Source organism: Candidatus Bathyarchaeota archaeon, from assembly GCA_025059045.1.
In the GTDB taxonomy this organism is placed as follows: Archaea; Thermoproteota; Bathyarchaeia; order Bathyarchaeales; family DTEX01; genus JANXEA01.
Genome location: JANXEA010000018.1, coordinates 1 through 23,602 on the forward strand (window position 1 = coordinate 1; position 23,602 = coordinate 23,602).

The 23,602-nt window shown below is 42.5% G+C and carries 19 protein-coding genes and 1 pseudogene; 10 read left to right on the forward strand and 10 right to left on the reverse strand.

Translation table 11 applies throughout. The features are described from left to right. Window positions 1-102: 102 nt before the first annotated feature. Together NZ952_06350 and NZ952_06355 are read left to right on the forward strand one after the other, a co-directional pair. On the forward strand, window positions 103-855 hold the full coding sequence (locus NZ952_06350) for a class I SAM-dependent methyltransferase (protein MCS7120803.1): 753 nt from the start codon (window positions 103-105) through the stop codon (window positions 853-855). A 765-nt stretch (window positions 856-1,620) separates the two neighbouring features. Beyond that, window positions 1,621-1,983 (forward strand): hypothetical protein, encoded by a 363-nt coding sequence (locus NZ952_06355; protein ID MCS7120804.1) that lies wholly within the window; start codon window positions 1,621-1,623, stop codon window positions 1,981-1,983. A 275-nt stretch (window positions 1,984-2,258) separates the two neighbouring features. On the opposite strand, the gene NZ952_06360 is transcribed toward NZ952_06355, so the two are convergent. Beyond that, entirely contained in the window at window positions 2,259-2,819 is a 561-nt protein-coding gene (locus NZ952_06360; protein MCS7120805.1) for an inorganic diphosphatase, read from the reverse strand. A gap of 104 nt (window positions 2,820-2,923) precedes the next feature. Continuing rightward, on the reverse strand, window positions 2,924-5,929 hold the full coding sequence (gene mgtA / locus NZ952_06365; protein ID MCS7120806.1) for a magnesium-translocating P-type ATPase: 3,006 nt from the start codon (window positions 5,927-5,929) through the stop codon (window positions 2,924-2,926). Between the two features lie 267 nt (window positions 5,930-6,196). Between mgtA and NZ952_06370 the strand changes: the two genes are divergently transcribed. Continuing rightward, window positions 6,197-6,607, forward strand: a complete 411-nt coding sequence (locus NZ952_06370; protein MCS7120807.1) for an OsmC family protein — start codon at window positions 6,197-6,199, stop codon at window positions 6,605-6,607. 128 nt (window positions 6,608-6,735) lie between these two features. Here the strand turns inward: NZ952_06370 and ppcA are convergent, their stop codons facing one another. Both ppcA and NZ952_06380 read right to left on the reverse strand, forming a co-directional pair. Beyond that, window positions 6,736-8,322, reverse strand: a complete 1,587-nt coding sequence (gene ppcA, locus NZ952_06375; GenBank protein MCS7120808.1) for a phosphoenolpyruvate carboxylase — start codon at window positions 8,320-8,322, stop codon at window positions 6,736-6,738. 428 nt (window positions 8,323-8,750) lie between these two features. Then, window positions 8,751-11,429 (reverse strand): cation-translocating P-type ATPase, encoded by a 2,679-nt coding sequence (locus tag NZ952_06380; protein ID MCS7120809.1) that lies wholly within the window; start codon window positions 11,427-11,429, stop codon window positions 8,751-8,753. 693 nt (window positions 11,430-12,122) lie between these two features. Here NZ952_06380 and NZ952_06385 point away from each other — a divergent pair. Then, entirely contained in the window at window positions 12,123-12,317 is a 195-nt protein-coding gene (locus NZ952_06385) for a hypothetical protein (GenBank protein MCS7120810.1), read from the forward strand. A 65-nt stretch (window positions 12,318-12,382) separates the two neighbouring features. On the opposite strand, the gene NZ952_06390 is transcribed toward NZ952_06385, so the two are convergent. From NZ952_06390 to thpR, 3 genes are all read right to left on the reverse strand, one after another. Beyond that, complete coding sequence (locus tag NZ952_06390; GenBank protein MCS7120811.1) at window positions 12,383-13,165, reverse strand: hypothetical protein; 783 nt, start codon at window positions 13,163-13,165, stop codon at window positions 12,383-12,385. Between the two features lie 109 nt (window positions 13,166-13,274). After that, on the reverse strand, window positions 13,275-14,726 hold the full coding sequence (gene cca / locus NZ952_06395; GenBank protein MCS7120812.1) for a CCA tRNA nucleotidyltransferase: 1,452 nt from the start codon (window positions 14,724-14,726) through the stop codon (window positions 13,275-13,277). Window positions 14,727-14,757: 31 nt separating this feature from the next. Then, a complete protein-coding gene (gene thpR, locus NZ952_06400; GenBank protein MCS7120813.1) occupies window positions 14,758-15,321 on the reverse strand; it encodes an RNA 2',3'-cyclic phosphodiesterase in 564 nt (187 codons plus the stop codon). 177 nt (window positions 15,322-15,498) lie between these two features. On the opposite strand from thpR, the gene NZ952_06405 reads away from it, so the two are divergent. Genes NZ952_06405 through NZ952_06415 form a run of 3 tightly spaced genes read left to right on the forward strand, consistent with a single transcriptional unit; the run spans window position 15,499 to window position 17,247 of the window. After that, window positions 15,499-16,044 (forward strand): AAA family ATPase, encoded by a 546-nt coding sequence (locus tag NZ952_06405; GenBank protein ID MCS7120814.1) that lies wholly within the window; start codon window positions 15,499-15,501, stop codon window positions 16,042-16,044. Further along, complete coding sequence (locus NZ952_06410; GenBank protein ID MCS7120815.1) at window positions 16,037-16,444, forward strand: hypothetical protein; 408 nt, start codon at window positions 16,037-16,039, stop codon at window positions 16,442-16,444. The genes NZ952_06405 and NZ952_06410 overlap by 8 nt, the downstream gene beginning before the upstream one ends. Beyond that, window positions 16,423-17,247, forward strand: coding sequence for a sugar phosphate isomerase/epimerase (locus tag NZ952_06415; protein ID MCS7120816.1), 825 nt, complete (start codon window positions 16,423-16,425; stop codon window positions 17,245-17,247). Before NZ952_06410 ends, NZ952_06415 begins: the two co-directional genes overlap by 22 nt. 10 nt (window positions 17,248-17,257) lie before the next feature. Here the strand turns inward: NZ952_06415 and rnz are convergent, their stop codons facing one another. From rnz to NZ952_06430, 3 genes and pseudogenes are all read right to left on the reverse strand, one after another. Beyond that, on the reverse strand, window positions 17,258-18,178 hold the full coding sequence (gene rnz, locus NZ952_06420; GenBank protein MCS7120817.1) for a ribonuclease Z: 921 nt from the start codon (window positions 18,176-18,178) through the stop codon (window positions 17,258-17,260). A gap of 17 nt (window positions 18,179-18,195) precedes the next feature. Further along, window positions 18,196-19,242 (reverse strand): TRM11 family methyltransferase, encoded by a 1,047-nt coding sequence (locus tag NZ952_06425; GenBank protein MCS7120818.1) that lies wholly within the window; start codon window positions 19,240-19,242, stop codon window positions 18,196-18,198. Window positions 19,243-19,255: 13 nt separating this feature from the next. After that, window positions 19,256-20,563: pseudogene (locus tag NZ952_06430) on the reverse strand (hydroxymethylglutaryl-CoA reductase, degradative). Between the two features lie 116 nt (window positions 20,564-20,679). Here NZ952_06430 and NZ952_06435 point away from each other — a divergent pair. From NZ952_06435 to NZ952_06445, 3 genes are all read left to right on the forward strand, one after another. Continuing rightward, window positions 20,680-21,171, forward strand: a complete 492-nt coding sequence (locus NZ952_06435) for a zinc-ribbon domain-containing protein (GenBank protein MCS7120819.1) — start codon at window positions 20,680-20,682, stop codon at window positions 21,169-21,171. 375 nt (window positions 21,172-21,546) lie between these two features. After that, window positions 21,547-22,752, forward strand: a complete 1,206-nt coding sequence (locus NZ952_06440) for an aldose 1-epimerase family protein (GenBank protein ID MCS7120820.1) — start codon at window positions 21,547-21,549, stop codon at window positions 22,750-22,752. Window positions 22,753-22,927: 175 nt separating this feature from the next. Then, window positions 22,928-23,572 carry a Snf7 family protein gene (locus tag NZ952_06445; GenBank protein MCS7120821.1) on the forward strand — a complete coding sequence of 215 codons (645 nt, stop codon included), beginning with the start codon at window positions 22,928-22,930 and terminating at the stop codon, window positions 23,570-23,572. Window positions 23,573-23,602: the final 30 nt, after the last annotated feature.

Below are 23,602 nucleotides of genomic sequence, written 5' to 3' on the forward strand. Positions count from 1 at the left end.
ATTTTGCATTTCAAATCGAGATGCAAAAGAATATGCCAACTTAATCGTAAGTATAACCGTTTATGGAATTAAGCCGAATAAACCGCGGCGGTGCTAAACGTTATGGCCTTTGAAAACTATTTTCAGAATTTGCAGCTTGAACAGCTTTTCAGAAAGCTGAATGCTCCCAATCCCGAGTTACTTGCGAAGGAAGTCCAGTATTTCACAGCGGAGGAAGCTGAAAAGAGAGACAAAATCATATTAGACTATTTTGGAGAAAATGGAGTAAACAAAATAGTCAACACCATTCACGAATTTTTATTTACAACGCCGAGTCCCCCGCAAGATGCGAAAGTTTTAGATGTCGGAGCTGGTTCCGGCTTTTTCACAGTTAAGCTATATAATAGGTTTCGCCAAACATTGCACAATGTTCAATTTTATGCCATGGACGCAACCCCAGCTATGCTTAATTCATTAAGAAAGAAGAGCGACGAAATAACACCATTTGTAGGAATAGCTGAAAATATCAAGGGCAGCATAACAGAGGCAAGAAAATACTTCAATATTCCACTCAGATTTGACGCAGCATATTCAACGTTAATGCTTCACCACAGCGCTGAACCAGCAAAAGTCTTCCAAAGCATTAAAGAAATTCTAAAAAGAAAAGGCAGAGCCATTATTATAGACCTTTACAAACATAACTTTGAAGAGTTCAAAAAAGAATTGGGCGATATTCACTTAGGCTTCGATGTAAAAAGCATCAATGAAATGGCATGCGAACATTTTTCAAAAGTCAAAATCGAGAAGATTGGAGGCATCTGCTGCGATTGTTCAGGACGCTCCGCAGAAATATTCGCTACTTTTTTAGAATGCTAATTCAGTAATTTCATAGAAAAATACAAAGGTAAAAGCACTTTCTTCACATTCTTTTAATGTCTCTTAAACGCAATAAAGTTCATTTAGCAAGGATCTTGGAACTTTCGTAATTTAGAAATTTCCGCTTGAAACGCCTTATACGCATGTTATTGGGCATCTGGTGAGAGCCCATCAGAAACTCAAATTTAGAAAAGCATTTGTGGACTAGACAGGCGTTGGCAAGCCCGTTCTCGAAGAAATCCGCAACCAAGGCTTAGGCAATGTTGAAGGCTTGAAGTTTACGGTTCAAACAAAAGAAGAGCTGCTGTCGAACTTGAAGATTACCATGAAGCAGAACCGCTTGGCGATACCGTATCATAGGCAACTGTGCAAGCAAATAAACGAGCAGCAGTACGCACACAGCAAAAGCGGGCACTCGCAGTTTAGTCACCCAGCAAATAGCCACGACGACATGTTATGGTCGTTAGCCTTAAGCGCTTATGCAGCAAGAGAACTGCCGAGAAAAGAACCAACATTCACATTTGATTAATTAAAAACTACAGTAGTCTCTAATTAACATATCCACCATATCGAGTTACAAACTCTTTGACCCTTTGTCTTGCATCAAACAACTTCCTTGCAAGTAAACCCAATTCTCTATAAAAAGATAGAGGGTCATCAATAGCAAGTATCCTCAACTTTTTATATTTATTATTCAAGTTCAAAATCAAAAGCAAATTCAAACAGCGGGAAGTCCTTGAAAAGCTTAGAAGTGGAGAAACAAAAGTGCTGATAGCCACAAGCGTAGCTGAGGAAGGCCTGGGCATTCTGATAGACTACGGGGTTTTTAAGAGTCTATTCAAGCGAGATACGCTATATACAACGCAGAGGCAGAACAGGCAGACGTGTAGCTGGAAAAGTAACAATACTAATAGCCGAGGAACGGTTGATGAGGCCTTCTACTGGTCAAGCATTTCAAGAGCCAGAAAAATGAAACGAATAATAAGCCAACTAAACAGGAAGATGCCAGAACTGCTCAAGGAAAAGGCCAAGCCGGCTATAACTCTGATGGACTATCAGCCACAAACAAAGCAAGCCCCAATAAGCACTCAAATGCTTCATACAGAGGCGGCTATGCCCAGAAAATAGCTTTGGAAACCCCAAACAATTCAGACGAAAGGCCTAAGCCAAGCCTTAAAATGGCTTATGGAAAACCTTCCAAACCAAACAATCCCAATAGAGGAAGTTGTCAAACGGGCTTACGAAGAGGAAGGCCTAGAAAAGGCAACTGTTGAAACAGCCATATGGCGCCTAACACAACAAGGCGAGATATACAGACCAGAAACAGGAAAAATAAGAAGACTATAAAAAGGAACTCACTTAATTTTTTAATTGCATACGGCTAGGCCCACCATATTCATTGGCTAATCAAGATAAGAATGTTCTCTTTCTTTGATTGATGAAAGTGCTTGGAACTTCTTGATGGCGTATTCGACGATTTTCATGGCTTCTTTGGCGTTTTTCCACTCCTTAAATTTAACCCATTTATGGGGTTCCAGACGCTTGTAGGTTTCGAAGAACTCCTGAATTTCCCTCAGCTTATGTGAGTGAACATCGTTTATGTCTCTGTATCCCTCAAACCTTGCGTCGTTCACCAGCACCGACAATATTTTCGGGTCTACGCCCTTTTCGTCCTCCACTATTAACCCGCCTATAACCCTAACTTTAACGATGCATCCAACTTCTAGAGGTTCATAGGTTAAAGCCATTATGTCAAGAGGGTCTTCATCATCAAACCAGGTCAGCGGAACAAACCCATACTCAACTGGGAAAACCACTGAAGACGGTATTATACGGTCTAAAACGAATGTTTCCCATTGAGTATTGTATTCGTATTTGTCTCTTGAACCGCTTATAACCTCAATGACCATGTTTAGAATTTCGGGAGGTTTTTCTCCGCATGGAATATCACGCCAAAGGTTCATTCCAAACCCTCTTGCCAAAACATATAAACCCATATTTAGCCTTTTTGAAACCCATAAGGAACAATCTTTGATGATGTTTTGGCAGCTAACTATTCCTGAGGTGTTCAGGCTGGCATCGGCGACTGATACTGATTTTGAAGCATACGCAATAGTTCTTGATATTCTGGGTTGACCCTTTTATGTTTCTCTAGAATGGCGCACCCGATTTTATGCCAGTCCCGGGTTATCCTTGGCCACAGCTCGCTGGTCATTAACTGTTTTATCACATATTCTCTTAATGGCTTTTCACGTTTGATCTTCCTCTGGTGCCACTCAAAGCTTATGAGGCCCGCGCGTTTTAAGTACTGGATTATGTGGCCAACTTGATGGTAATCAAGTGGGTATTCCATGTTTGTTTCTAGGTCTTCTAGGAGTGAGTCAACTGTTATTTCATCTTCTGGGCGCAGAGAGATTATGGCTATAACATTTTGGATGAGCTTTGCAGTCTTAGTGACATAGATTCCAATCTTCTTAGGTGGGATAAGGGTTTGTTCTATGCGGTATCCATACCTCCTATAAAACCAGCTCTTTATGATTTCGGCTAGAGTTAGGTATGTGCATAGAATTGCGGCTAAGGCTATGTAGAATGTTGCAGGGGGCTTCACAAATTGGAAGATCTGCCCTAAAGGTGTGTATGGCAGTATTAATGCGAAGGTGATTATTGCTATACAGCTTAGGAGTAAAGGTCGACTTGGCTTGCTTTTCCAAAATGGCGACTTCTTTGTTCGAATGGCAAAGATTACAATGGTCTGCGAAGTTAAGGATTCGATAAACCAGGCGGTTTGGAAAAGCGGTTCAGAAGCGTTAAAGATGAAAAGCATCGTAAAGAATGTTAAGAAGTCGAAGAGAGAGCTAACTGGTCCAAGACTAACCATGAACCGCCTAATGAAGTGTATGTCCCACCTTTTAGGCTTTTCAACATATTCTTTGTCAACTTCGTCCGTGGGTATCGTAGACTGGGAAAAATCGTATAGAAGGTTGTTAAGTAGTATCTGTGTCGGTAACATGGGTAAAAAGGGCAGAAAAAGTGAAGCCCCAGCTACACTGAACATGTTTCCAAAGTTTGAGCTCACACCCATCATGATATACTTCATGGTGTTGCCGAAGGTTTTTCTGCCCTCCAAAACCCCATCGTGAAGCACTCTTAGATCATTCTGTAAAAGGATTATGTCCGCAGATTCCTTCGCAACGTCGACAGCATTGTCTACAGATATGCCTACATCAGATGTTTTCAGTGAAGGTGCATCGTTTATTCCATCCCCTAGAAATCCAACAACGTGCCCATTATTTTTTAAAGCGTTTATTATTCTGTCTTTTTGGGATGGTGTAACCCGGCAGAAAATGTTGGCCTCCTCTACGACTCTTGAAAGGGCGTCATCATGCATTTGAGCAATCTCGCTTCCGGTGATAACCCCTTTTATTTCGAAGCCTAAGTACTCGCAGACTTTCCGTGTCACCAGTTCATTGTCACCTGTGAGAATCTTCAGCTCTACTCTGGAATTTTTCAAAAGCTGTAATGCTTCTCTGGCTGTTTCCTTCGGCGGATCAAGGAAAGCTATGAAGCCTAAAAACACCATTTCTTTCTCGTCGCTTGCAGTGTATGTGGGCTTGTCCTCTCTTAAACGCTTATATGCTACGGCTAAAACCCTATAGCCTTCAACGCTGAGATCATTATATTTTTGCTCGATTTTTCTGCGCACCTCGTCTGTTATGGAGGATATAACATCTCCAACTTCGCAGTAAGAGCAGACTTTGACAACTTCCTCAGGAGCGCCCTTAGTGATCATTAAACGCTGATTCTGCTGTTCAACAATTATTGAGAGTCTTTTACGAATAAAATCAAAGGGGACTTCATCAACTTTCCTGTAATCTTTCACATCGACGTCTCTAAATCTCAGTATGGCCTCATCCAAGGGGCTCTTGAGTCCTGTCTGATGATAACTGTTTAGGTATGAGTACAGAAGTACCTTATCGTTTTCATACCCATTGATGTCCACATGTAAGACAAGCTTTATCCTGTTCTCCGTCAAAGTTCCAGTCTTGTCTGTGCATAGAACGTCCATGCTGCCAAAGTTCTGGATAGCTGCTAGGCGTTTAACGATGACGCCCTTCTTGGCCATCGACACTGCTCCTTTAGAGAGATTTACTGAAATTATCATTGGCAGGAGCTCTGGCGTCAATCCTACAGCCAAAGCTACCGCGAAAAGAAGCGAATCCAAAACACTGCGCATGTAAAGAGCATTAATTAAAAAGACAAATATTACAAGAAGAAACGTAACCTGCATTATCATGTAGCCAAAACTTCGAACGCCCCTCTGAAACTCTGTCTCAGGCTCCCTTGCAACGAGGCTTTTCGCAATTTTCCCGTACTCTGTAAGACTTCCAGTTTTCACAACAACAGCTGTTGCCGTCCCGCTCACAACTGATGTGCCCATAAAAAGATAGTTCCCCCACTCTGTTATCGACGGATCATAAGATTTTAGTGGCAAACTCGTTTTCTCAACAGGGTAGGATTCGCCCGTCAAGGCAGACTGGTTTACGAATAAGTCTTTTGCGCTTATAACACGGGCGTCTGCAGGCACTATGTCACCTGCCGAAAGAAATATGATGTCTCCGGGAACGATCTCTGCAAGCTTGATCTCATTTTTAACTTCATCCCTCAAAACCGTGGCTGTTGTCGCAACCCTCTGCTTCAGCATCTCAGCAGCTTTTTCAGCCTTAGATTCCTGATAAAAGTCTAAGACCGCGCTAAATGTCACTATAAAAAATATAATAGCTGCGTTCACAGATTCCCCCAAAAAGCCGGAAATAAGCCCGGCGATAAGAAGAATTATTATTAACGGAGTTTTGAAATGGGAAAGAAAATCAATTATTGCTGCTCTCCTCTCTCTTCTAACAAGCTCATTAGGCCCAAAAACTTCAAGACGTCTTTCCGCTTCCTTAGATGAAAGACCCTTTGATGAAGACTTTAAGCGCGAAAGAAGATCTTCAACTGATAAAGTTAAAACTTCTTCAGCATTTGGTAAGGACCAACCTAAAGTTTCAATGGACTTTTCTAGGCCTTCAACCACTATCTGTCACCGCTAAAATCTCGAAAGCTGCATCTCTCAACTACGAACAAGCATATCCCTAAAAATCTTTTTAGCCTTTTACACGGCATAGGCTGACATTTTCTACATCCTTAAAATATCCGGATAACTTTCACTGGCAAATTTTGAAGAAGAATTAAAGCCCTTTCTCGAAGGTGTTTTGCAGCCAAGGTCCATGAGGTCTTCATATGGTTTTGAAAACATAAATTTTAAATGACTGAGCAAGAAAGAGATTGTCTGGGTGTTATAATGCCGAGGTACAAAGCTACGGCTAAATGGATTGAAAATGTCCGTTCAGTCGCAGACAATTCGCGAACTCACAGCGTGGTTTGCGATCTTCCCAGTGCGGCAGGAGGAGCTGACACTGGACCGACAGCTCTTGAATTGGCGATAATGGCCTTGGCAGACTGTGCATTAACAATATTTGCAGATGTGTGCAAGAAAAGTAACATTACAATTAAGAGGTTGGAGGTTGTGGCTGAGGCTGAAAAACCTGCAGACTCGCCTAGATTAAGCGAAGCAATGGTTAAAGTTAAGGTATCCGCGAATGCTAGTAAGGAGCTGGTTGAAGCAGCATGGAGGAGAACAGAAGCAAATTGTCCAGTGCTTTCAATTTTTAAAGATCCAATACCATTAAAAGTTGAGCTCGAAATCCTTTAAGATGGCGGGGAATGCGTAGTATAGAAACAAAAATTGGTATTTTGAAGGCATAACAAAACTTGAACAGCATTAAGCGCAATGCAATAGGCGGAGTCTAAATTTCTATTTAAATAATTCAAGATGTTTTGTCATCCTATACATTTCCTTATTTTTGCAGCTTCTTCAAAGTATCTTTTAGCTTCCTCGTCGTTTTGCTCTATATATGAGATGAGGAAATTGTTTATGATGTTTTCATATTTCTCATGAGTTAAATTCTTGGGTCCTATTTTTACGTCGAGCTTTTCTTCGACCGCTTTTATGTCTAGCAATAGTTCTGTTAAGGCTGACTTTAATCTTTCTTCCTCCATTCCGGCTCTCCTTGCCAATTGTTTGTGGAAGTCTATAATTTTGGTTATGTTGCGCATTGAAAAATATCCCGCAACGGAATCAAGGTCATGTCTCATGTTTATGTAGTGCTTCCTCAACACATCCCATTCCTCTTCGGTGAGGCTGTTCAACGCCTCGAACCCTATAAACTCTGGCGGTATGCCTAGAGAGTAGAGGGCCCCAGCAAAAGGTATGGCTCTTGGAAGTATTACATTACCTACTTTTCTGCTGTAGCCGAAGAGCCCTATGTGAAGTTTTCTGGATCTACGTGCAGGTACATAAGAAGCTACGCTGTTTATTAAAGGCGCAAGTTCCTCCACAATTTTCTGGTACCTCGACTTAAACTTCCTAAGCACCTCCAACAAGATCTTCTCTTCATGAGCCTCAATAATGACAGGTTCTTCATTGGGAAGTTTCTCATTAAGAATTTCCACCACACTTTTAGCATCTTCAAGAGGGTAGTCATATTTTAGGGCTGACTGAATTGTTGTAGTGTATATTCCCCTATACTCATCTAGAAAGCCTTGCACATTGCCTGGAGACAAGTGACCCCTGAATGGCATAGATCCAACTCCAATAATTGGATAGATCGGTATCTCTTTCCTTTCCTCTAGAGATTTCAGTTTTGAAAGGGCCATCTTAGAAAGAATTACTGCGCATACAAGTCCGTAGTTGAGAGCCGGATCCGACCTTGCTATGAAGACTCGTAGATACTTGGGCTGGGCGACATCCATGTATGGCTCAATTATCTTATCGATTTTCAACAAGCTTTCCATGTCCTCAATTAACGGGATCAGCTCAATGCTGCAAGGCTTGAAGTTGCCCGCCCAATCCTTAATCTTCACGGTTCCATCTAAATCGATTTGTTCAACTCCTACCACAGCCTTCTTATAATAGTTCAGTAGCCAGACAAGTTCTTTGCCGTCAGTCGTGAATGGAAGTATAACCTCAAAAATTGGTATAACCTCCTGTTTATAGAATGCTGATGCTACATCGCAGCCTACAGGTATGTTTTCAAGAGTCTCCACAACTATCTTTCTTTCAGCAGCCTCAACCTTAGGGTTGGGAATTCTATATGTTAAAAAAACATCTTTTCCAATCACATTTTCCTTGAAGTAATCTTCATAGTTGGTCAACAATTTTCTTACAACTCTCGTATCTACATCCTTCCCCTCGGAGTCCCACATAACCTCGTGGCAGCCTAGACTGCTGTAAGCGAAGTAAGCCTCATAGACTTCAGCATCTCCTTCAATTATCTTATCTTTGCACCATTCAGGAATACGTGCGTTGTCAGGATGTTGAGTAGACATAGTTCTAGGTATTTTCCTTTCTTCTCCTAGTGACTTCATCAAGCCCTACCTCATGGAACCTTTTAACACTGAATGGTAATCAGGCATATTACTATATGGCCATAAACATTTATTATCTTGATTAATACACCTTTTCATTTGACAGTCCACATATCATATCCCCAATTTTACGGTTAATTGACACATTTAAAGCTTGCAGTCGGTTATGGCATAAGCCTTGCAATATACATCTCGATTACTCGGGGCTCTCCGCGTTTTTTCTTTTTTGTATGCGTACAGCTTTTTATGTCATAAACTGTTACCATTTCGGACTCAACCATTTTTCTTGACTATTTGATACGTGCTGGCTGCAAGAGCGCTAGTTTCAACAGATGGAATAGTATTCTGGGACGGCGGGGCCGTAACATAGTGCCGAAAATGTAAAGATAACTTACAGATGTTCGCACCATTCCAGCGACACTTAATATTCAAATAAGCCTGAGCCATCTTAAGAGTATCTTTGTTCCCTCTATGCTAGCAAAGGTTATTAGTAATAGAAGAGATGCTAGCCAGAAGGCGTATTTATCTGCTTCAACGGCGCCGATCGCTTGACGGGTTACCGGAAAACTTAGGAGAACCATTAGGAGGAGAATCTCCCATGCGACCGCCAATAACAGGAATTTGTGTGGTTTAGCTTCGAAAACAGTATGTTTTAGAGACCTGCAAGATACTGCTAAGATTAGCTCGAAGAAGATAAACACTATGAATACCCTTGACCTCGCTAATTCTAAGCCAAGAGGTAATGATTGCAGGAAAACCCAGAAGATGAATGGTGTCCCTACCAGTAACGTACGTAAGATAAGTAACTTAAGATCACGAGTGAATATTGACTCTTTCGTGTCTCTGGGCGGCCTATCCATGATGTCCGGATCTGCTGGGCTCACGCCAAGGGCGATTGCTGGAAGTCCATCCGTAGCCAAATTTATATATAGTATCTGCGTTGGGAGTAGTGGTGTCGGAAAACCGGATAAGATCGCTAGAGATAGAGATGTTATCTCGATAAGATTTGCCTGCAGAAGATAGGCAAGGTACTTCTTTATATTGTCGTATATCCATCTTCCCATTTCTACAGCAGTCACGATTGTTGCGAAGTTATCATCAGCCAAAACCATGTCTGCCGTCTCCTTAGTTACCTCTGTTCCGGTGATTCCCATGGCTATTCCGATATCAGCATGCTTAAGCGCCGGTGCATCGTTAACTCCGTCACCAGTCATCGCAACTACATGTCCCATCTTCTTTAGGGCTTTAACTATTCTCAGCTTATGCTCTGGGGATACACGCGCATATACTGTTACCCTTTCAACAATCTTTTCTAGCTCCTCATCAGTTATTTTCTCAAGTTCCTCACCGGTTAAAACTATATCATCGTCTTGGTAGATTCCGAGCTCTCGAGCAACAGTCATGGCGGTAAGTTTATGATCGCCTGTAATCATGATAGGCTTTATGCCGACATGCTTACATATCTTCACAGCCTTTTTAGCTTCCTCTCTAGGTGGATCCATCATGCCTATTAAGCCGAGAAAAACCATTTTGCTCTCAATTTCATCCTCGCTGAGTTCATTATGATCCTCTATCCTCTTATACGCGAACCCTAAAACCCTGAGGGCATTTCTAGCCATATCATCATTGACGCTCATAATCTCCTCTCTAGTCTTTTTAGTTAATGCTTCAATCCCTCTGGGAGTATAAACATGAGTGCATTTCTCCAAAACCTTTTCCGGAGCGCCCTTCATGCAGACCAGATAATCCTTATCAGGTGTATTGTGAATGGTTGTCATAAGTTTCCTATTGGAGCTAAATGGGATCTCTTTCACTCGGGGATAAAGCCTTCTAGCCTCGTCCTTTTGTAAACCATACTTCAGCGCAGCAACTATTAGGGCACCTTCAGTTGGGTCTCCTTTGATTCTCCAATCATCGCCCTCATGTGTTAGCTCAGCGTCATTACAAAGGAGCGAAGATAACATCAGGAGTTTGATTCCTTCGCTTCCCAAAACATCAGCTTTTCCATTGCCTAAAACCTGAAATTCTCCTCTAGGCTCAAAGCCTACACCAGAAACTTCAATGAGATGTTGAAGAGCGTAGATTCTGCGAACAGTCATCTCACCTTTGGTCAGTGTGCCTGTTTTATCAGAGCATATGACTGTTACAGAGCCGAGCGTTTCTACAGCTGGCATTTTCCTAACGAGAGCATTCTTTTTAGCCATTCTATGCATCCCGATCGCGAGGCTTCCAGTGACGACTGCTGGCAAAGCTTCCGGGACCGCTGCTACAGCTAAAGCCACACTAAATAGGAAAATCTCTATTGTAGGCATTCCCCTTAAAACTCCAGCAATTGTGAGAAAGGTCGTTATGATTAAGGCTATTATCCCAAGCCACTTTCCAATCTCCTTGGCCCTCTTCTCAAGAGGGGTCTCCTCCTTTTTGGCCGAGGTCACAAATCCTGCTATCTTGCCAAACTGGGTGTTCATTCCTGTAGCGACAACGATCGCTTTGCCCTTACCGCTAACTACTTCAGTTCCAGAGAAGACCATATTCCTCCTATCTGGAATTGCGGTGTCCTTTGGGAGAATTGCGGTATCCTTCAAAATTGGTGTTGACTCACCAGTTAAAGAAGATTCATTTACCTGAAGGTTTATTGTCTCAATCAGCCTGGCATCAGCAGGGATTTTGTCGCCCTCCTTCAAAATAATTATATCGCCTGGGACAATCTCCCTTACGGGCACAACAGTCTCAATCGAATCCCTTATTACTGTTATCGTTGGGCTAAGCATTTTCTTAAGCGCTTCAAGCGCCCTTTCAGCGCGATACTCCTGTATGAAGCCAAGCGCTGATGAGACCAAAACTATTGCTAAGATAACTATGGCATCACTCTCCTCGCTCATTAGGAGGGAGATGAGTATGGCCACAATCAGAATCCAGATCAAAACGCTATTAAATTGACCCAAAAAAATCCTCAATGGTGAAACTCTTTTGACGGCTTCTAACTCATTAGCCCCAAACTTAGATAATCTAGACTTGGCTTCAACATCACTTAAACCATTAACATTACTGTTCAACGTTCTTATTACATCATCTATAGTGAGCGAATGCCAAGCTTCCTCATCCATCTTCTAGCTTCTCCATTCAGCACAACCAATGCCATCTAAAAGTTCTCTGACATAGATTTCAATCCGATATTTAAGCCTTTATTAGCATAATGGCGAGCTAGAATGATGTTGTTGAACTTGCCTATATTAACCTTAGTTTAGGCAGTTCTTCGCCAAAAATCATTGAAAAACGGGGCGCCACTATACCTGGATCTGCAAAGGTGCGGAGATTATTAGGGACTATAATAAGCTTATACATGTGCAATTTCTATATCATAGTTTCTTTTGTTTACAATGTTTCTTTTGTTTACAATTTCGGGGAATTTTTTTGCCAGTCAAAATATTGGTTTTTCCTGAGTATTATTGTATGAGCCTCCTAAAGTTTCTGTATGACGTGATTACACAAAAACGTCAAACCTCTCTTTAGCTTCATACGCCCCACTTCAGTTCACTAATTTACGTTTTCACTATTTGCCATCAGCACTTGTTTTTTCGCCAAAGACCAATTTTTATACGACCGTATTTGGAGCGTATTCGTGATAGTGTTTAATGCGCAGAGGTGATCCTTGCTTTTTATTTGCAATATTTGTAATTTGTAAAAAATGCTCTGGGTCTTCTTAATCCTGCATAAGTACATATGATGGGTCCTACCGTAAGATATATGTGCAGATGTGATGTCAGTTATTGTTTGCATACGGTGAAGGCTGATTAGTCGTGCCGACAGAGATTACTGATGTGGAGAAATTTATTGAGCTTTCGGGAAGAGCTAAGTATTGCCTAGTGAAAAGGCTTAATGAAGTCGTGAAGCTAAAACTTAGAACCCCTAGAATGCTCTACACGCTAAAGGTAGAAGCCTCCGATGTTGAAGAAATCATTAAGAAGCTTAAGTGCGAAGTTAGAGAAGCCTAGCCTTTGCATGACGTTTTGAAAGTAATCTTATCCTACAATAGAATGTTGGAAGTTTCAAGTATTTATCACAAACGGCATGCTTTGAGGATCTCTTTGAAATTCTGATATGTTCGACTCTTCTTATAGTTTCTTAATGCTGAAATCAGATCGCTTTGCTCAATCCGACCGATCTTCATACCCAGCGCCTCTGAAATAACTCCCCTCAAAAAGAGAGAATTACAAACTGAGGTTACATTCGAAGGTTTTCTTGCGATGCTTGCCGTCTCAAAGTCAACTATATGGACCATGTTCTTCCCGTTAACAATAATATGCTTCTCGGCCCTGCTGAGTTCACCGTGATCTAGACCAAGATTATCTAGCTTCCAGCATTGATGAAGAATATCCGTGAGCACTTGACGAATAATATCGTCTGAACCTTCCTTCGTACTTTCATTTTCGACCCAGTCCCTGATAAGACTTCCCTCAACAAACTCTATCACTAGAAAGTTCTCAGAGAATCCTAGAAGACGCGGACCAACATTAACAGTATTTGCAATCTGGAGCATTTGCGCCTCATGTATTATTCTCTGTTCTCTAACATCTGTTCTTTTGGTCTTCAAAGCAACAAGTTCATCCCCACGATACGCCGCTATAACTATGCCGACGCAACCCTTGCCTAAGACTGGCATCTCTTTAATCTTCACTTTCCCTAAGGGACAGATCGCAGTAATACCTAAGGCTCTAAGCTCGCCTAGTCTCCTCTCAAACTCTTCATCATCAAATTTAGGGAAGCAGATGATCTCTCCATAGTTACTATGAGAGAGATCCCTTATGGAAATAGGCTGCTCCCAAGAGATTCTATAAGGCATCTTGACCGCATCTTGTTGGATGCACTCAATACAATCATTTAGGACTCTCGCTCTTTTAGCTTAAATATTTGTGTAGCCCAATTGTATATAAACGATTTTTCTATTTTAATTAGCTATTTTTTGTTGTATCCGCTCTTAGCCACCTCGGTTTGCCATGCAGATAATCCGTCAAAAATTTGGCGAAACCGGGATTTTGAAGGTAGAAATCTTTGATTTCACTGTTTACCAAAACTTCAAATGATGAGGACAAAGATTGAGAAACTAGACTACCAATCCCTATCTTAACATGATCGCCCGCCAATCTATCCCTGAGCAAGTGTACTACATCATTATATTTTCTTCTTCTCTCAACCACCCATCTATCTCCATCAATCCTCGGTCCAGAAATAACTGTCTGAGAACCCGAATACTTTTCCAAAAACCTTTCGCAGTCTCTTATCTTTTCCAGAGGCGGACCAATATGCTTCTCAATGGACGGTAAAACACGGGAATACAATTCGAATAAGAAGACGACTGCAGATTCCTCGTCCGACCAAACCTCATCCCGAACGAGTTTGAAGTCATGTTGAAGTATAAGATTTCGAAGAGCCCGTTGTGTACGATAAAGCTGCCCCCATAAGATATCCGATACGGCTCTAGCCGCTCCGGTCTTTATGAATACTATTGATGTTCCTCTTAAGTTTATGGCGGAGGTTACTTCCTCTATGGTGTAAGGTTTTTTCTCAGGGGGAAAGAAGTATTCAATAGAAGGTTTCTTCAGAAACTCTCTTGAAGCAGCAATGAATTCACAGAGCCTTTCGACTCTCACAGAGGAGGCCACATTTCTGCCTTTATCTACTGGGTCAATGACTATGAGCGGTTCTGGAAATATCTTTCTTATCTCATTATGTAGACCTTTGTAGAAGCTTTCTATGTCAATAACCTCTCCTTTTCGCCATTTTGAAGCAGCCCTCAATAATTCAATAAAGGAGCCATAATACAGGATTAGAAGTTCGCAAAGGTACCCGCTGAAACCTCCAATTTTTATCTCAGCACCGTAAGCACCTATACCATGCATAAACTTCTTCAACAATAAAATCTCATCTCTAATATTTGCATCGAGCCTTTTCTTAACATACGCCGTGTGAAATGGTGTCCTATCTACGGATGAAATCACTTCCTCGGATCTTTCAATCTTGAAACATGGAACAAACTCGACGGTAAATCCTTCAATCCTAGCTTGAAGGTATGGATGCTCCGCATAGGATTCAACATAATTCCCGCCAGCAGCTTCCTTTGCAGCTTTCAGTACCCTTGGGAAGATCTCTCTTCCATAAACTTTTGGCACCATTATGAAAATGTCGATGTCCTTATCTCCCGACAGCCATGTATCCTTTGCAATTGAGCCTTCAATACGCACCTCCGCAACAATACCTTTGTCCTTAAGCTTCTCTTCAACCTTCTTTACTATCTCCTGAGAGAATTTTAGTGTCTTCTCTCTCTCGGCTTCGGTGGGAACAATTTTTTTCAAAACATGCTTGATTATATTTTGAATTTCTGCTTCGATGCTGTTTCCACTCATAAATGTCCTTCCAAATCCTTATTATAGCAGCTCAGCTCCGGCATGTCTCTCTCAACACAGAATATATCGGCCCGTTTGGCGTTAGGATGCTCCTTTTTAGCCTTAAGCACTGCGCTTTTATACAGCCAAACTCATAATCCTCTAATTCCCTTATAATCTCCGCCAGCTTCTCTTTGTTACGACCTGACTTAAGACGGGCGATGGTCAGATGAGGCGAGAAACCTTTAGGATCAGGCTTAAATCCAAGATTCTGCATTGCAGATTCCAACTGATAGAAAATACTTCGTAGCTCATTCACGCCTTCACTTATGCCTGCCCAGATAACTGAAATTTTCCTCAAATTAGGAAAGGCGCCCAATCCCTTTATTTTAATGTCAAATGGTCTAAAATCTATCTTCTCCATTTCGCCGTGTATTTCATCAACCATGCTGAATGGAATCTCCCCGAGAAATCTAATTGTGATATGAATGTTTTCGGGTTTTGTTAGTCTTAAGCTAGCGCCAGTGTTGATCAGCATCTCTTGAACATCTTCGATGTTGCGTATCACCACATCCTCCTCAACATCGAAAGATATGAAAGCCCTGATAGACTCCAAGAGTTAACCATCCTCTTTTTGCTTTTGTCTGACAATCATATTTTTTAGTCTCGTCAGTTATGTGCTTATACGAAGATTTATTTGTTATTCTTGGCATGAATAGGATTTGATCTACTCGTGTGAATAAATATCCCGAAATTTCAACAGAACGTAAGAGGCGTAGAATTGACTGATAGGATGGTAATTGGAATAGCCGGGATGCCTGGCTCAGGAAAAAACACAGTTCATGAGGTGGCTAAGAGATACGGTCTGCCTGTCTTTGTCATGGGCGATGAGGTTCGGGTTGAGGCAGCGAAGAGAGGGCTTGAGCCGACGCCGGAAAACCTTGGCAGGCTTATGCTTAAGTTAAGGGAGGAAGAAGGTCCGGAGGCTCTGGCCAAAAGACTTGTTCCGAAAATAATGGCTTCTAAATCGCCAGTAATCATTGTTGATGGAATTAGAAGTATGGATGAGGTTAGAGAATTTAGAAAATTTTTCCCGGACTTTAAATTGCTTGCAGTTCATGCCTCTCCAGAAACAAGATTCAAACGGTTGCTTAAGAGAAAGAGAAGTGATGATCCTAAGAGTTGGGAATCCTTTCTTGAGCGTGATGATCGAGAGGTAAGGGTTGGACTAGGCGAAGTGATAGCGAAAGCTGATTTCCTCGTGGTTAATGAAGGAACCCTTGACCAGTATATGGGTGAACTTGACCGTCTATTCAGGAAGTGGTTAAAAATTGAATGATTTTAGATTTGTAAGAATCTACGTCGACGTAGATGTTAATCCTACAGAAGACGCGAACAAGGTTGCTGTGGCTGTAAAGAGGGTTCTCGGAGATCTTTCACTCCAGATTATAGATGAGAAGAATAAGCGAAGATTAATCGGAAACGCGGAAGGACTTGAGTGCCTATTAAAATTCCAAGAACTTTTAAAAAGAGAAAGAATTCGTGATGCCGCAAGAGCCCTTCTCACTAGTTGCATTAGTGAAGAGGAAATAAACTTCTGCCTTAACAAACAAGTTGCATACATGGGCCACATATCCTTCTCTCAGTCAGAAGGCGAATCTCCTCTTGGACCAATTCGCATTAAAATTGTCTGTGATCAGCCTCGGCAACTTATTGAATGGCTGACAGCGAAAACCTAGACTTGCGAGGTATAAAAAGGATGAAAGCCGGTCTCTCAACACTCTACTGCTTAGGAAAATCATTTCGAATCCTCCTGAAGGAATTAAAGAATGCGCCGGTAAGCAATATTGAACTTGTCGATGAAGGATTACATTTCTTCACAGATAGGCGTATCGCCTCTATAAAGAAGATTGTTCGGGAAAGAGACTTTACAACAACCGTTCACGCTCCGTTTGCCGACATCAACATCGCATCGCCTAACAGGGACGTGTGGCAAATAGTCCTTAAGCGTCTCAAGAAGTCCATCCGATTTTCAAGTAATCTTGGATCGACATTATGGGTCTTTCATCCCGGTCTTAGAACCGGAATAAGCCACATTTATCCCGGCTTAGACTGGCGAATAAACATGCGGGCCATACTCGAACTAAAGAGGATTGCTGACAAACAAGGATTAAGAATAGCCATTGAGAATGGCCCCTCACCATTCCCATTTCTCTTAAAGAACGTGGACGACTTCTTAAAATTTTATGATGAGCTTCGAGATGATGATATTGGAATTACACTTGATGTGGGACATGCAAACTTGAACGGCCAAATTCCAAAATTTGTCGAATCGTTTCCAGATAGAATCGTTCACGTGCATGTTCATGATAATCTGGGCGACCGTGACGCTCACCTTGGCATTGGTGAGGGGAATATAGATTGGCACAGTTTTCTTTCCTCTCTCAAGTATGCTGGTTACCAAGGAATGCTAATCGTAGAGTCTGAAAAAAACGTTCATGAAAGCCTTTTTAGGCTAAAAGAGATGTTAAGCCGCCTCTGACTTCTCAAGTCTAATCAGTTAATGGAACTTCGATATTCATAAGGTCTTCAGCTACAACTACCCTAGGAAACTCCATCTTCGCCTCATCCAATAGAACTTCCGGATCACTGTATCTGGCACTTATATGTGTTAACACTAGAAGCTTTACCTCTGCTTTCTTCGCTATAACTGCCGCTTCGATAGGAGTTGAATGTCCATCCTCCTTAGCTCTTTCGGCAAGATCTTGTGAAAATGTTGCTTCATGGATAAGAAGGTCGGCTGACTTAGCAATCTGAGCAATCTTATCAGATGGTCTAGTGTCTCCGGAATATACGATTTTACGACCATTCCTAGGAGGACCCAAAACGTCCCTCGGCCGGACAATTCTTCCATTTGGAAACTCCACTTCATGGCCGCGTTGAAGCCTGGACCATAAGGGTCCCTTAGGGACACCTAATGCACGAGCTTTCTCCGGGTAGAACTTTCCCGGACGCTGTTTCTCAATTAGGGCATATGCAAAAGATGGAATAGAATGCTCAGCTTGAATAGCGTGAATCTGATAATCATCTTCTTGGAAGACTAAGCCATCCTGCCATATCTCGGTAACATTAACCGGAAAACTTAGCGAAAAGCGGACAGTCTCCATCATGGCTTTAAAATAGGCTTCTATTCCTTTTGGACCGTAAATGTGAAGCGGCTTATTCCTCTCAAGTAAGGACATTGTCTGTAGGAGTCCAGGTAGACCCAGGACGTGATCTCCATGCATATGTGTTATGAGGACTCTCATGTTCCGGCTAAGGCCAATCTTAGCTTTCATCATCTGTCTCTGTGTACCCTCTCCACAGTCGAATAGGATGAGTTCGCCTTCCCGCTGAACTGCGATTGCGGGTAATGATCTCTCTATCGTAGGAACACTTCCAGCAGTACCTAGAAATGTGATCTTGAGGCTCATTTTTCACCCCTTTATACTTAATTGGTAAGCTGGAAGACTGCGATCTCGCGTGTCAATCTTCTATGAACATGGATGAGATGTGATTCTAATAGTGTGAAGCCAGATTTTTCTCCTATCATCTTGACATTTATCGTCTTTGGGGCAGCGAGACATATTCTTCCCCCCTTCCTTATAACTCTACTTGCCGAGGCAAAGAAACGATCTAAGACTTCACGTAGGGTCAGACCAATTGTGCTTGATGCTGTTCCATAAGGTGGATCCGTAACGATACAATCGACGGTCTCATTACGCAAAGGGATTAGGCGAGCATCAGATACGCATAGACCATTAGGCTTGATCCCGAAGGACGTAAGGTTCTTGCCGCATCCTCTAACCATGTACCTCTTAACGTCGAAGCCCAGAACCTGGCAGCCGATTAATCCGGCCTCAATTAGGATGCTTCCTGTTCCGCAGAATGGATCTAGTATTAGACTGCCCGGCCTCGGCTGTGCGAGATTTACCATGCATCTTGCAAGTTTCGGTGGCATAGTGGTGGCGTGTGTAAAGAGTCTCCTCTTTGGGCATCTTTCTTCGAAACTTTTAGGCTTAACATCTGCTAACTTCAATCCGAAGATGAACCGGTCACTAGCTAGGATGCCGAAGAAGATTTTCTGAGGCGCGGTTAGGTCGACTTTAGCCCCCTCAACCTTTTTAAGGATTATCTCCCCTATTCTTCCCTCCAAGTATGTTCTGGAAATTTGTCTAGCGCTCCCCTCAATCCTTATTATACGCACTGCAAAAGTCTCTTTTTCTGAGATGAAACGGGCAAAGTCAGTTTCATTAGCGCAGCTAATGATAGCATTTATATCTGCACCACAATTGTAGAGTTCAAGCCCGCAGACTTTAAGCATAGCTGACCTAAGCTTAACTTTCTCTATGGATTCTTTATCCGCACTTATCCGTAATATTTGCGGTCTCTCTTCAAGAACATGAAACTTCACGCCTTCTGAGGCCAGAATGGCTTTGATTTCAGCGCATGGAAGAGTCAGATTCTCGCCTGAAACTAAGAAGAAGAAATCATACACATGGATTGGCCTCTCAAGATGATGGCGGAATCTTTTGACAAGTCTTGCTCTTGAATTCTTCTAGGAGCTCCATCGCCCTGTCCATCCTTATTTTCCTCTCCTCAACCATTTTCTCAGCGATTATATCTATTAAGTCCCCCTTTGCTCCTGCCATAATTGCAATATTCCTAGCGTGAAGCGACATATGTCCTCGCTGGATTCCCTCATTTGCAAGAGCGCGTAAAGCGCCTAAATTCTGCGCTAGCCCAACGGCTGCGAGGACTTCTCCAAGTTCACGCGAAGACTTTACACCGAGAATTTTCAAGGCGATTCTTGCAATGGGATGAACCTTCGTTGTACCGCCTATTATTCCAACGGCCATTGGAAGCTCAATTGATCCGACGAGATCACCATCTTCATTTTTCTCCCATACGGAGAGAGGCATGTAACAACCATGCCTGGCTGCATAGGCATGGGCCCCCGCTTCCACCGCTCTATGATCGTTTCCAGTGGCTATGACAACGGCGATTACACCATTCATTATACCCTTGTTATGAGTTGCGGCTCTGTAAGGATCTGCGGCGGCGAAGGCATAAGCATCGAGGATTCCCTCGACTACCTCCTCTCCTCCGACAGCCTCTTTATCCACAACCGTCCAAGCTCTTGCCAGACGCTCTGTCGCTAAATTTGAGATTATCCGCAAGAAGACTCTGCCCTTAGTTATCTTTTCAATTAAGGGGGCAACGGCTTCGCACATAGTATTAACAGCATTTGCTCCCATCGCGTCTCGACAATCTACCAGCAATTCTGTTATGATCATGGGTCCTCTTAGCGTCTGGATAACCTTAACCCGGATATCCTTAACTCCACCACCTACGGATACGAGGAGAGGATCTTGCTCATTTGCCTTCTTTATTATCTCTTCTTTGGCGTCTAGAATCGCCATCTTCGCCCTATAAGGATCTTTAACTCTCACGGTCTGAATCTGCCCAATCATTACGGGATCTGTGCTACTTGTGAAGAAGCCGCCCTTGCTTCTAGCCATCTTTGCAGCGTAACTTGCGGCTGCGACGACAGAAGGCTCCTCAATTGCCATGGGAATCAGGTAATCTTTGCCGTTTATCAAAAAATTGACAGCTATGCCTAAGGGTAAGGGGAAAGTGCCGATTACGTTCTCGATCATTCGATCAGCCAACTCTATGTTTAAAGAGCCAGTAGACTGTAAAAGCTGGACTTCCTCATCCGTCAAATCTGCAAACTCTTTAACGAATCTTAGCCTTTCGCTTACGCTTAATTTGTAGAATCCTGAAATCTGAGAAGATCTTCCCAAGTCCAATTTCTCCTTCCCATAGGAGTCTCTCCTATAATCTCGTTTTCAAGAATATGAGCTTAACGTATTGACTGATGAGTCTGGAAAAGAAAGTTATTTGAAGAAGTAGATCATTCTTCTCAGAGGGGGTGCGTGAATTGTTCTGCCCAAACTGTGGGAGAAAAGTTCAGGAAGGATTAAACTTTTGCATGTACTGCGGCATGCGACTTGCATTCAAATTAGAGTCTTCTCCAGAAGAGGAAGTTCGAAGCGTCATAATCCGGAGAATCGAAGCCATTAAGAATAAGGATCCTGAAGAAATAAGGCGTCTTGTGGATCAAAATAGATACTCAAAATTCGATGATTGGCCCCCCTTTGAACTGCAAAAATCTGAGGGTATATCAAATGAGGCCAAAGCACTGAAAGCGCTCAAAAGTTATGAGTATGAGACAAGGTCTTGGAACATCATCACTCTCGCGGAATCCGCTCTTGCAACATTCATTATACGGTATCGTGGCGAGATTAGAAACTTGAGGTTCGACATACAGTCTCGAGTTTCAGTCTTCTTGGCTAAATATGGAGAAAAATGGAAAATAATCCATGAGCATTGGTCGCGTTTTCCTCAACATCAGCCTTTCTGACCCTGTTCTGAATCATTCTTCCCCCTATTTGGTGGTGGAATAGGAGGGGGCGTCGTAACCATCGCCCATCCAATCCACGCAAGCACTACCAGAAACAGGTACACGATAATGATGACAGGGATTATTAGCGCCCACTCCCATATTGCCCACCCCAAATACCGTATGTCCTTAGGTGACAAGAAGATAGCCCAAAAATAGAGGATCATCGTCAAAAAACTTATTGCCATAAGTAAAAATCCCTGCGTTTTATCCCTCACATATCTCACCTTTACACACTTTAACAACAATGACCTTAAGAGATCTTTAGAGGTATTTTAATGGTAACACTAAAACCTTTTAAATATTTTCACCGTTCACTTATCTTAAGGTGAGAATTTGAGCCGAACCAGTGATGGAGAATACTTTTCCAAGACGTTAATCGACGTCGAAAAAGGGATCTTTACTGAAGACTGGCGAATATCCAGCAGCGACTTTGGGATCCCTGTGGACTGGAGCGTAGAGAAAAAGAGACTGCATGGTGGGCTTTCAGAGGATGTTGACGTGATTACAGTAGATAACGGTAGGCTATCCTATGTTATTGTCCCGACAAGAGGTATGAGTATATGGAAAGGCGAATATGACGGCAATTTTCTAGGATGGGCATCACCTGTCAAGGATCCGGTGAACCCATGCTTCATAAATCTGGAGGCAAGAGGAGGCTTAGGATGGCTGGATGGCTTTAACGAGTGGATTGTTCGCTGCGGGCTTAGCAGTCTCGGTGCACCATGCATAGATACGATCATAGATAATATGGGAAGACGAAAGGACGTGGCACTAACCCTTCATGGCAGAATCGCAAATATACCTGCAAGCAAGGTAACTGTGAGAATAGGCTTAAAGCCTCCATATGAAATCTTGGTAGAGGGTACGGTTTATGAAAGGACGATGTTTGGTCCTAACCTTGCTCTGAAGACTTCGCTGTCAACAGCTCCTGGAAGCAATTCTCTAAAGATTCACGATAGCATCGTCAATATGCGAAGTATCCCAGACGAGATGCAGATTCTCTATCACTGCAACTTTGGCCCTCCATTCCTGGAGGAGGGAGCGCGTCTAATTGCGCCGGTCAAACGTGTAGCTCCAAGAGACTCTATATCAAGCCAAGATGCCAAACCCTTCAACATCTTCGATTCACCTAAAAACGGTTTTGTGGAGAAGGTTTACTTCATGGAGCTACTTGCAGACAAAAATGATCGAACATGCGTCATGCTGGTGAACAAGAGCGGCGATAAGGCTGTTTCACTATCATACTCGCTTACGGCATTACCATTTTTCACTTTATGGAAGAACACAGCGGCTCTCGAGGACGGTTACGTGGTCGGATTAGAACCTGGCACTAGCTTCCCCAACCCGAAGCCCTTCGAGAGGCAGAGAAAGAGAGTTACCGAGCTAAAACCAGGAGCACAATACAACATTGAGATCACACTTTCAGTTCATATTGGCAAGGAATATACCCGTAAAGTTGCCGAGACGGTTCAAGATATTGCAAAGGATGTTAAGCCGGAGATATGTGAGAAACCAATCCCGGATCTCTGCCCTCAATAATTTTATCAATTTAGTCTAAATTTCGCGCATTAATCTATCATATTTACACTAATTTGTTAAATAATTTTTCATATACAATATCAATCCTGATGCCTACATATATGTTACATCATTTCCAGCATATTAACAAGGTTATAATTTCTTGACAGCCACCCTTACGCTAGGTGACTAGCGGTTGCCATCAAACTTCGTAAAAAGATGGGAAGAAAAAGACCAGGGTGGACTTAAAGGTGTTCTGAAACAGTCTCCACCCCTAAGATCTAAGATTGAACTCGCAATAAGGAGGATCGAAGCTCAAATACAGTACCTAGAAAATACTATAGCGAATTTTTCAGAGAGAGATAAGTATCTGTTCTCTAAGATTGTCGACTTGTACTCCAAGAACCAGATTCAAAGAGCAAGCATCTTCGCCAATGAGCTTGCTGAACTTAGGAAAATGGCAAACTTTATGATGAATGCGCAGCTCGCGCTAGAAAGAGTTGTTCTAAGACTAAGAACTGTTACCCAGCTTGGTAACGTCGTCGTTAATCTGGCGCCTGCAGCACAGGTTCTTCAAAGTGTAAGGACAGGAATTGCAGGAATCATGCCGAACGCAGAGAAAGAGCTTGAGAACATAGGCCTTATGCTAAACGACATAATGATAGAAGCAGGACAGACAACTGGGATTTCGCCAGACATCGAAGTAGCTAGTGAGGACGCGAGAAAGATACTTGCAGAAGCTTCAATGGTTGCCGAGCAGAGAATGAAAGAGAAGTTCCCAGAGCTTCCAGCGCTTAAACAACCAGAAGCTGGAGAGGAGTTCAAATACCCGCAGTACTAGTCTCATTATTTTTATGTAAGGTGAAAAGAT

Bases quoted from the DNA above. Each gene is read 5' to 3' on its own strand.
- NZ952_06350 (MCS7120803.1), top strand. From the start codon at position 103: ATGGCCTTTGAAAACTATTTTCAGAATTTGCAGCTTGAACAGCTTTTC.
- ppcA (MCS7120808.1), bottom strand. From the start codon at position 8,322: ATGAAGTCACTAGGAGAAGAAAGGAAAATACCTAGAACTATGTCTACT.
- cca (MCS7120812.1), bottom strand. From the start codon at position 14,726: ATGAGTGGAAACAGCATCGAAGCAGAAATTCAAAATATAATCAAGCAT.
- NZ952_06390 (MCS7120811.1), bottom strand. From the start codon at position 13,165: ATGCCTTATAGAATCTCTTGGGAGCAGCCTATTTCCATAAGGGATCTC.
- NZ952_06370 (MCS7120807.1), top strand. From the start codon at position 6,197: ATGCCGAGGTACAAAGCTACGGCTAAATGGATTGAAAATGTCCGTTCA.
- NZ952_06405 (MCS7120814.1), top strand. From the start codon at position 15,499: ATGGTAATTGGAATAGCCGGGATGCCTGGCTCAGGAAAAAACACAGTT.
- NZ952_06415 (MCS7120816.1), top strand. From the start codon at position 16,423: ATGGCTGACAGCGAAAACCTAGACTTGCGAGGTATAAAAAGGATGAAA.
- rnz (MCS7120817.1), bottom strand. From the start codon at position 18,178: ATGAGCCTCAAGATCACATTTCTAGGTACTGCTGGAAGTGTTCCTACG.
- NZ952_06360 (MCS7120805.1), bottom strand. From the start codon at position 2,819: ATGAACCTTTGGCGTGATATTCCATGCGGAGAAAAACCTCCCGAAATT.
- NZ952_06380 (MCS7120809.1), bottom strand. From the start codon at position 11,429: ATGGATGAGGAAGCTTGGCATTCGCTCACTATAGATGATGTAATAAGA.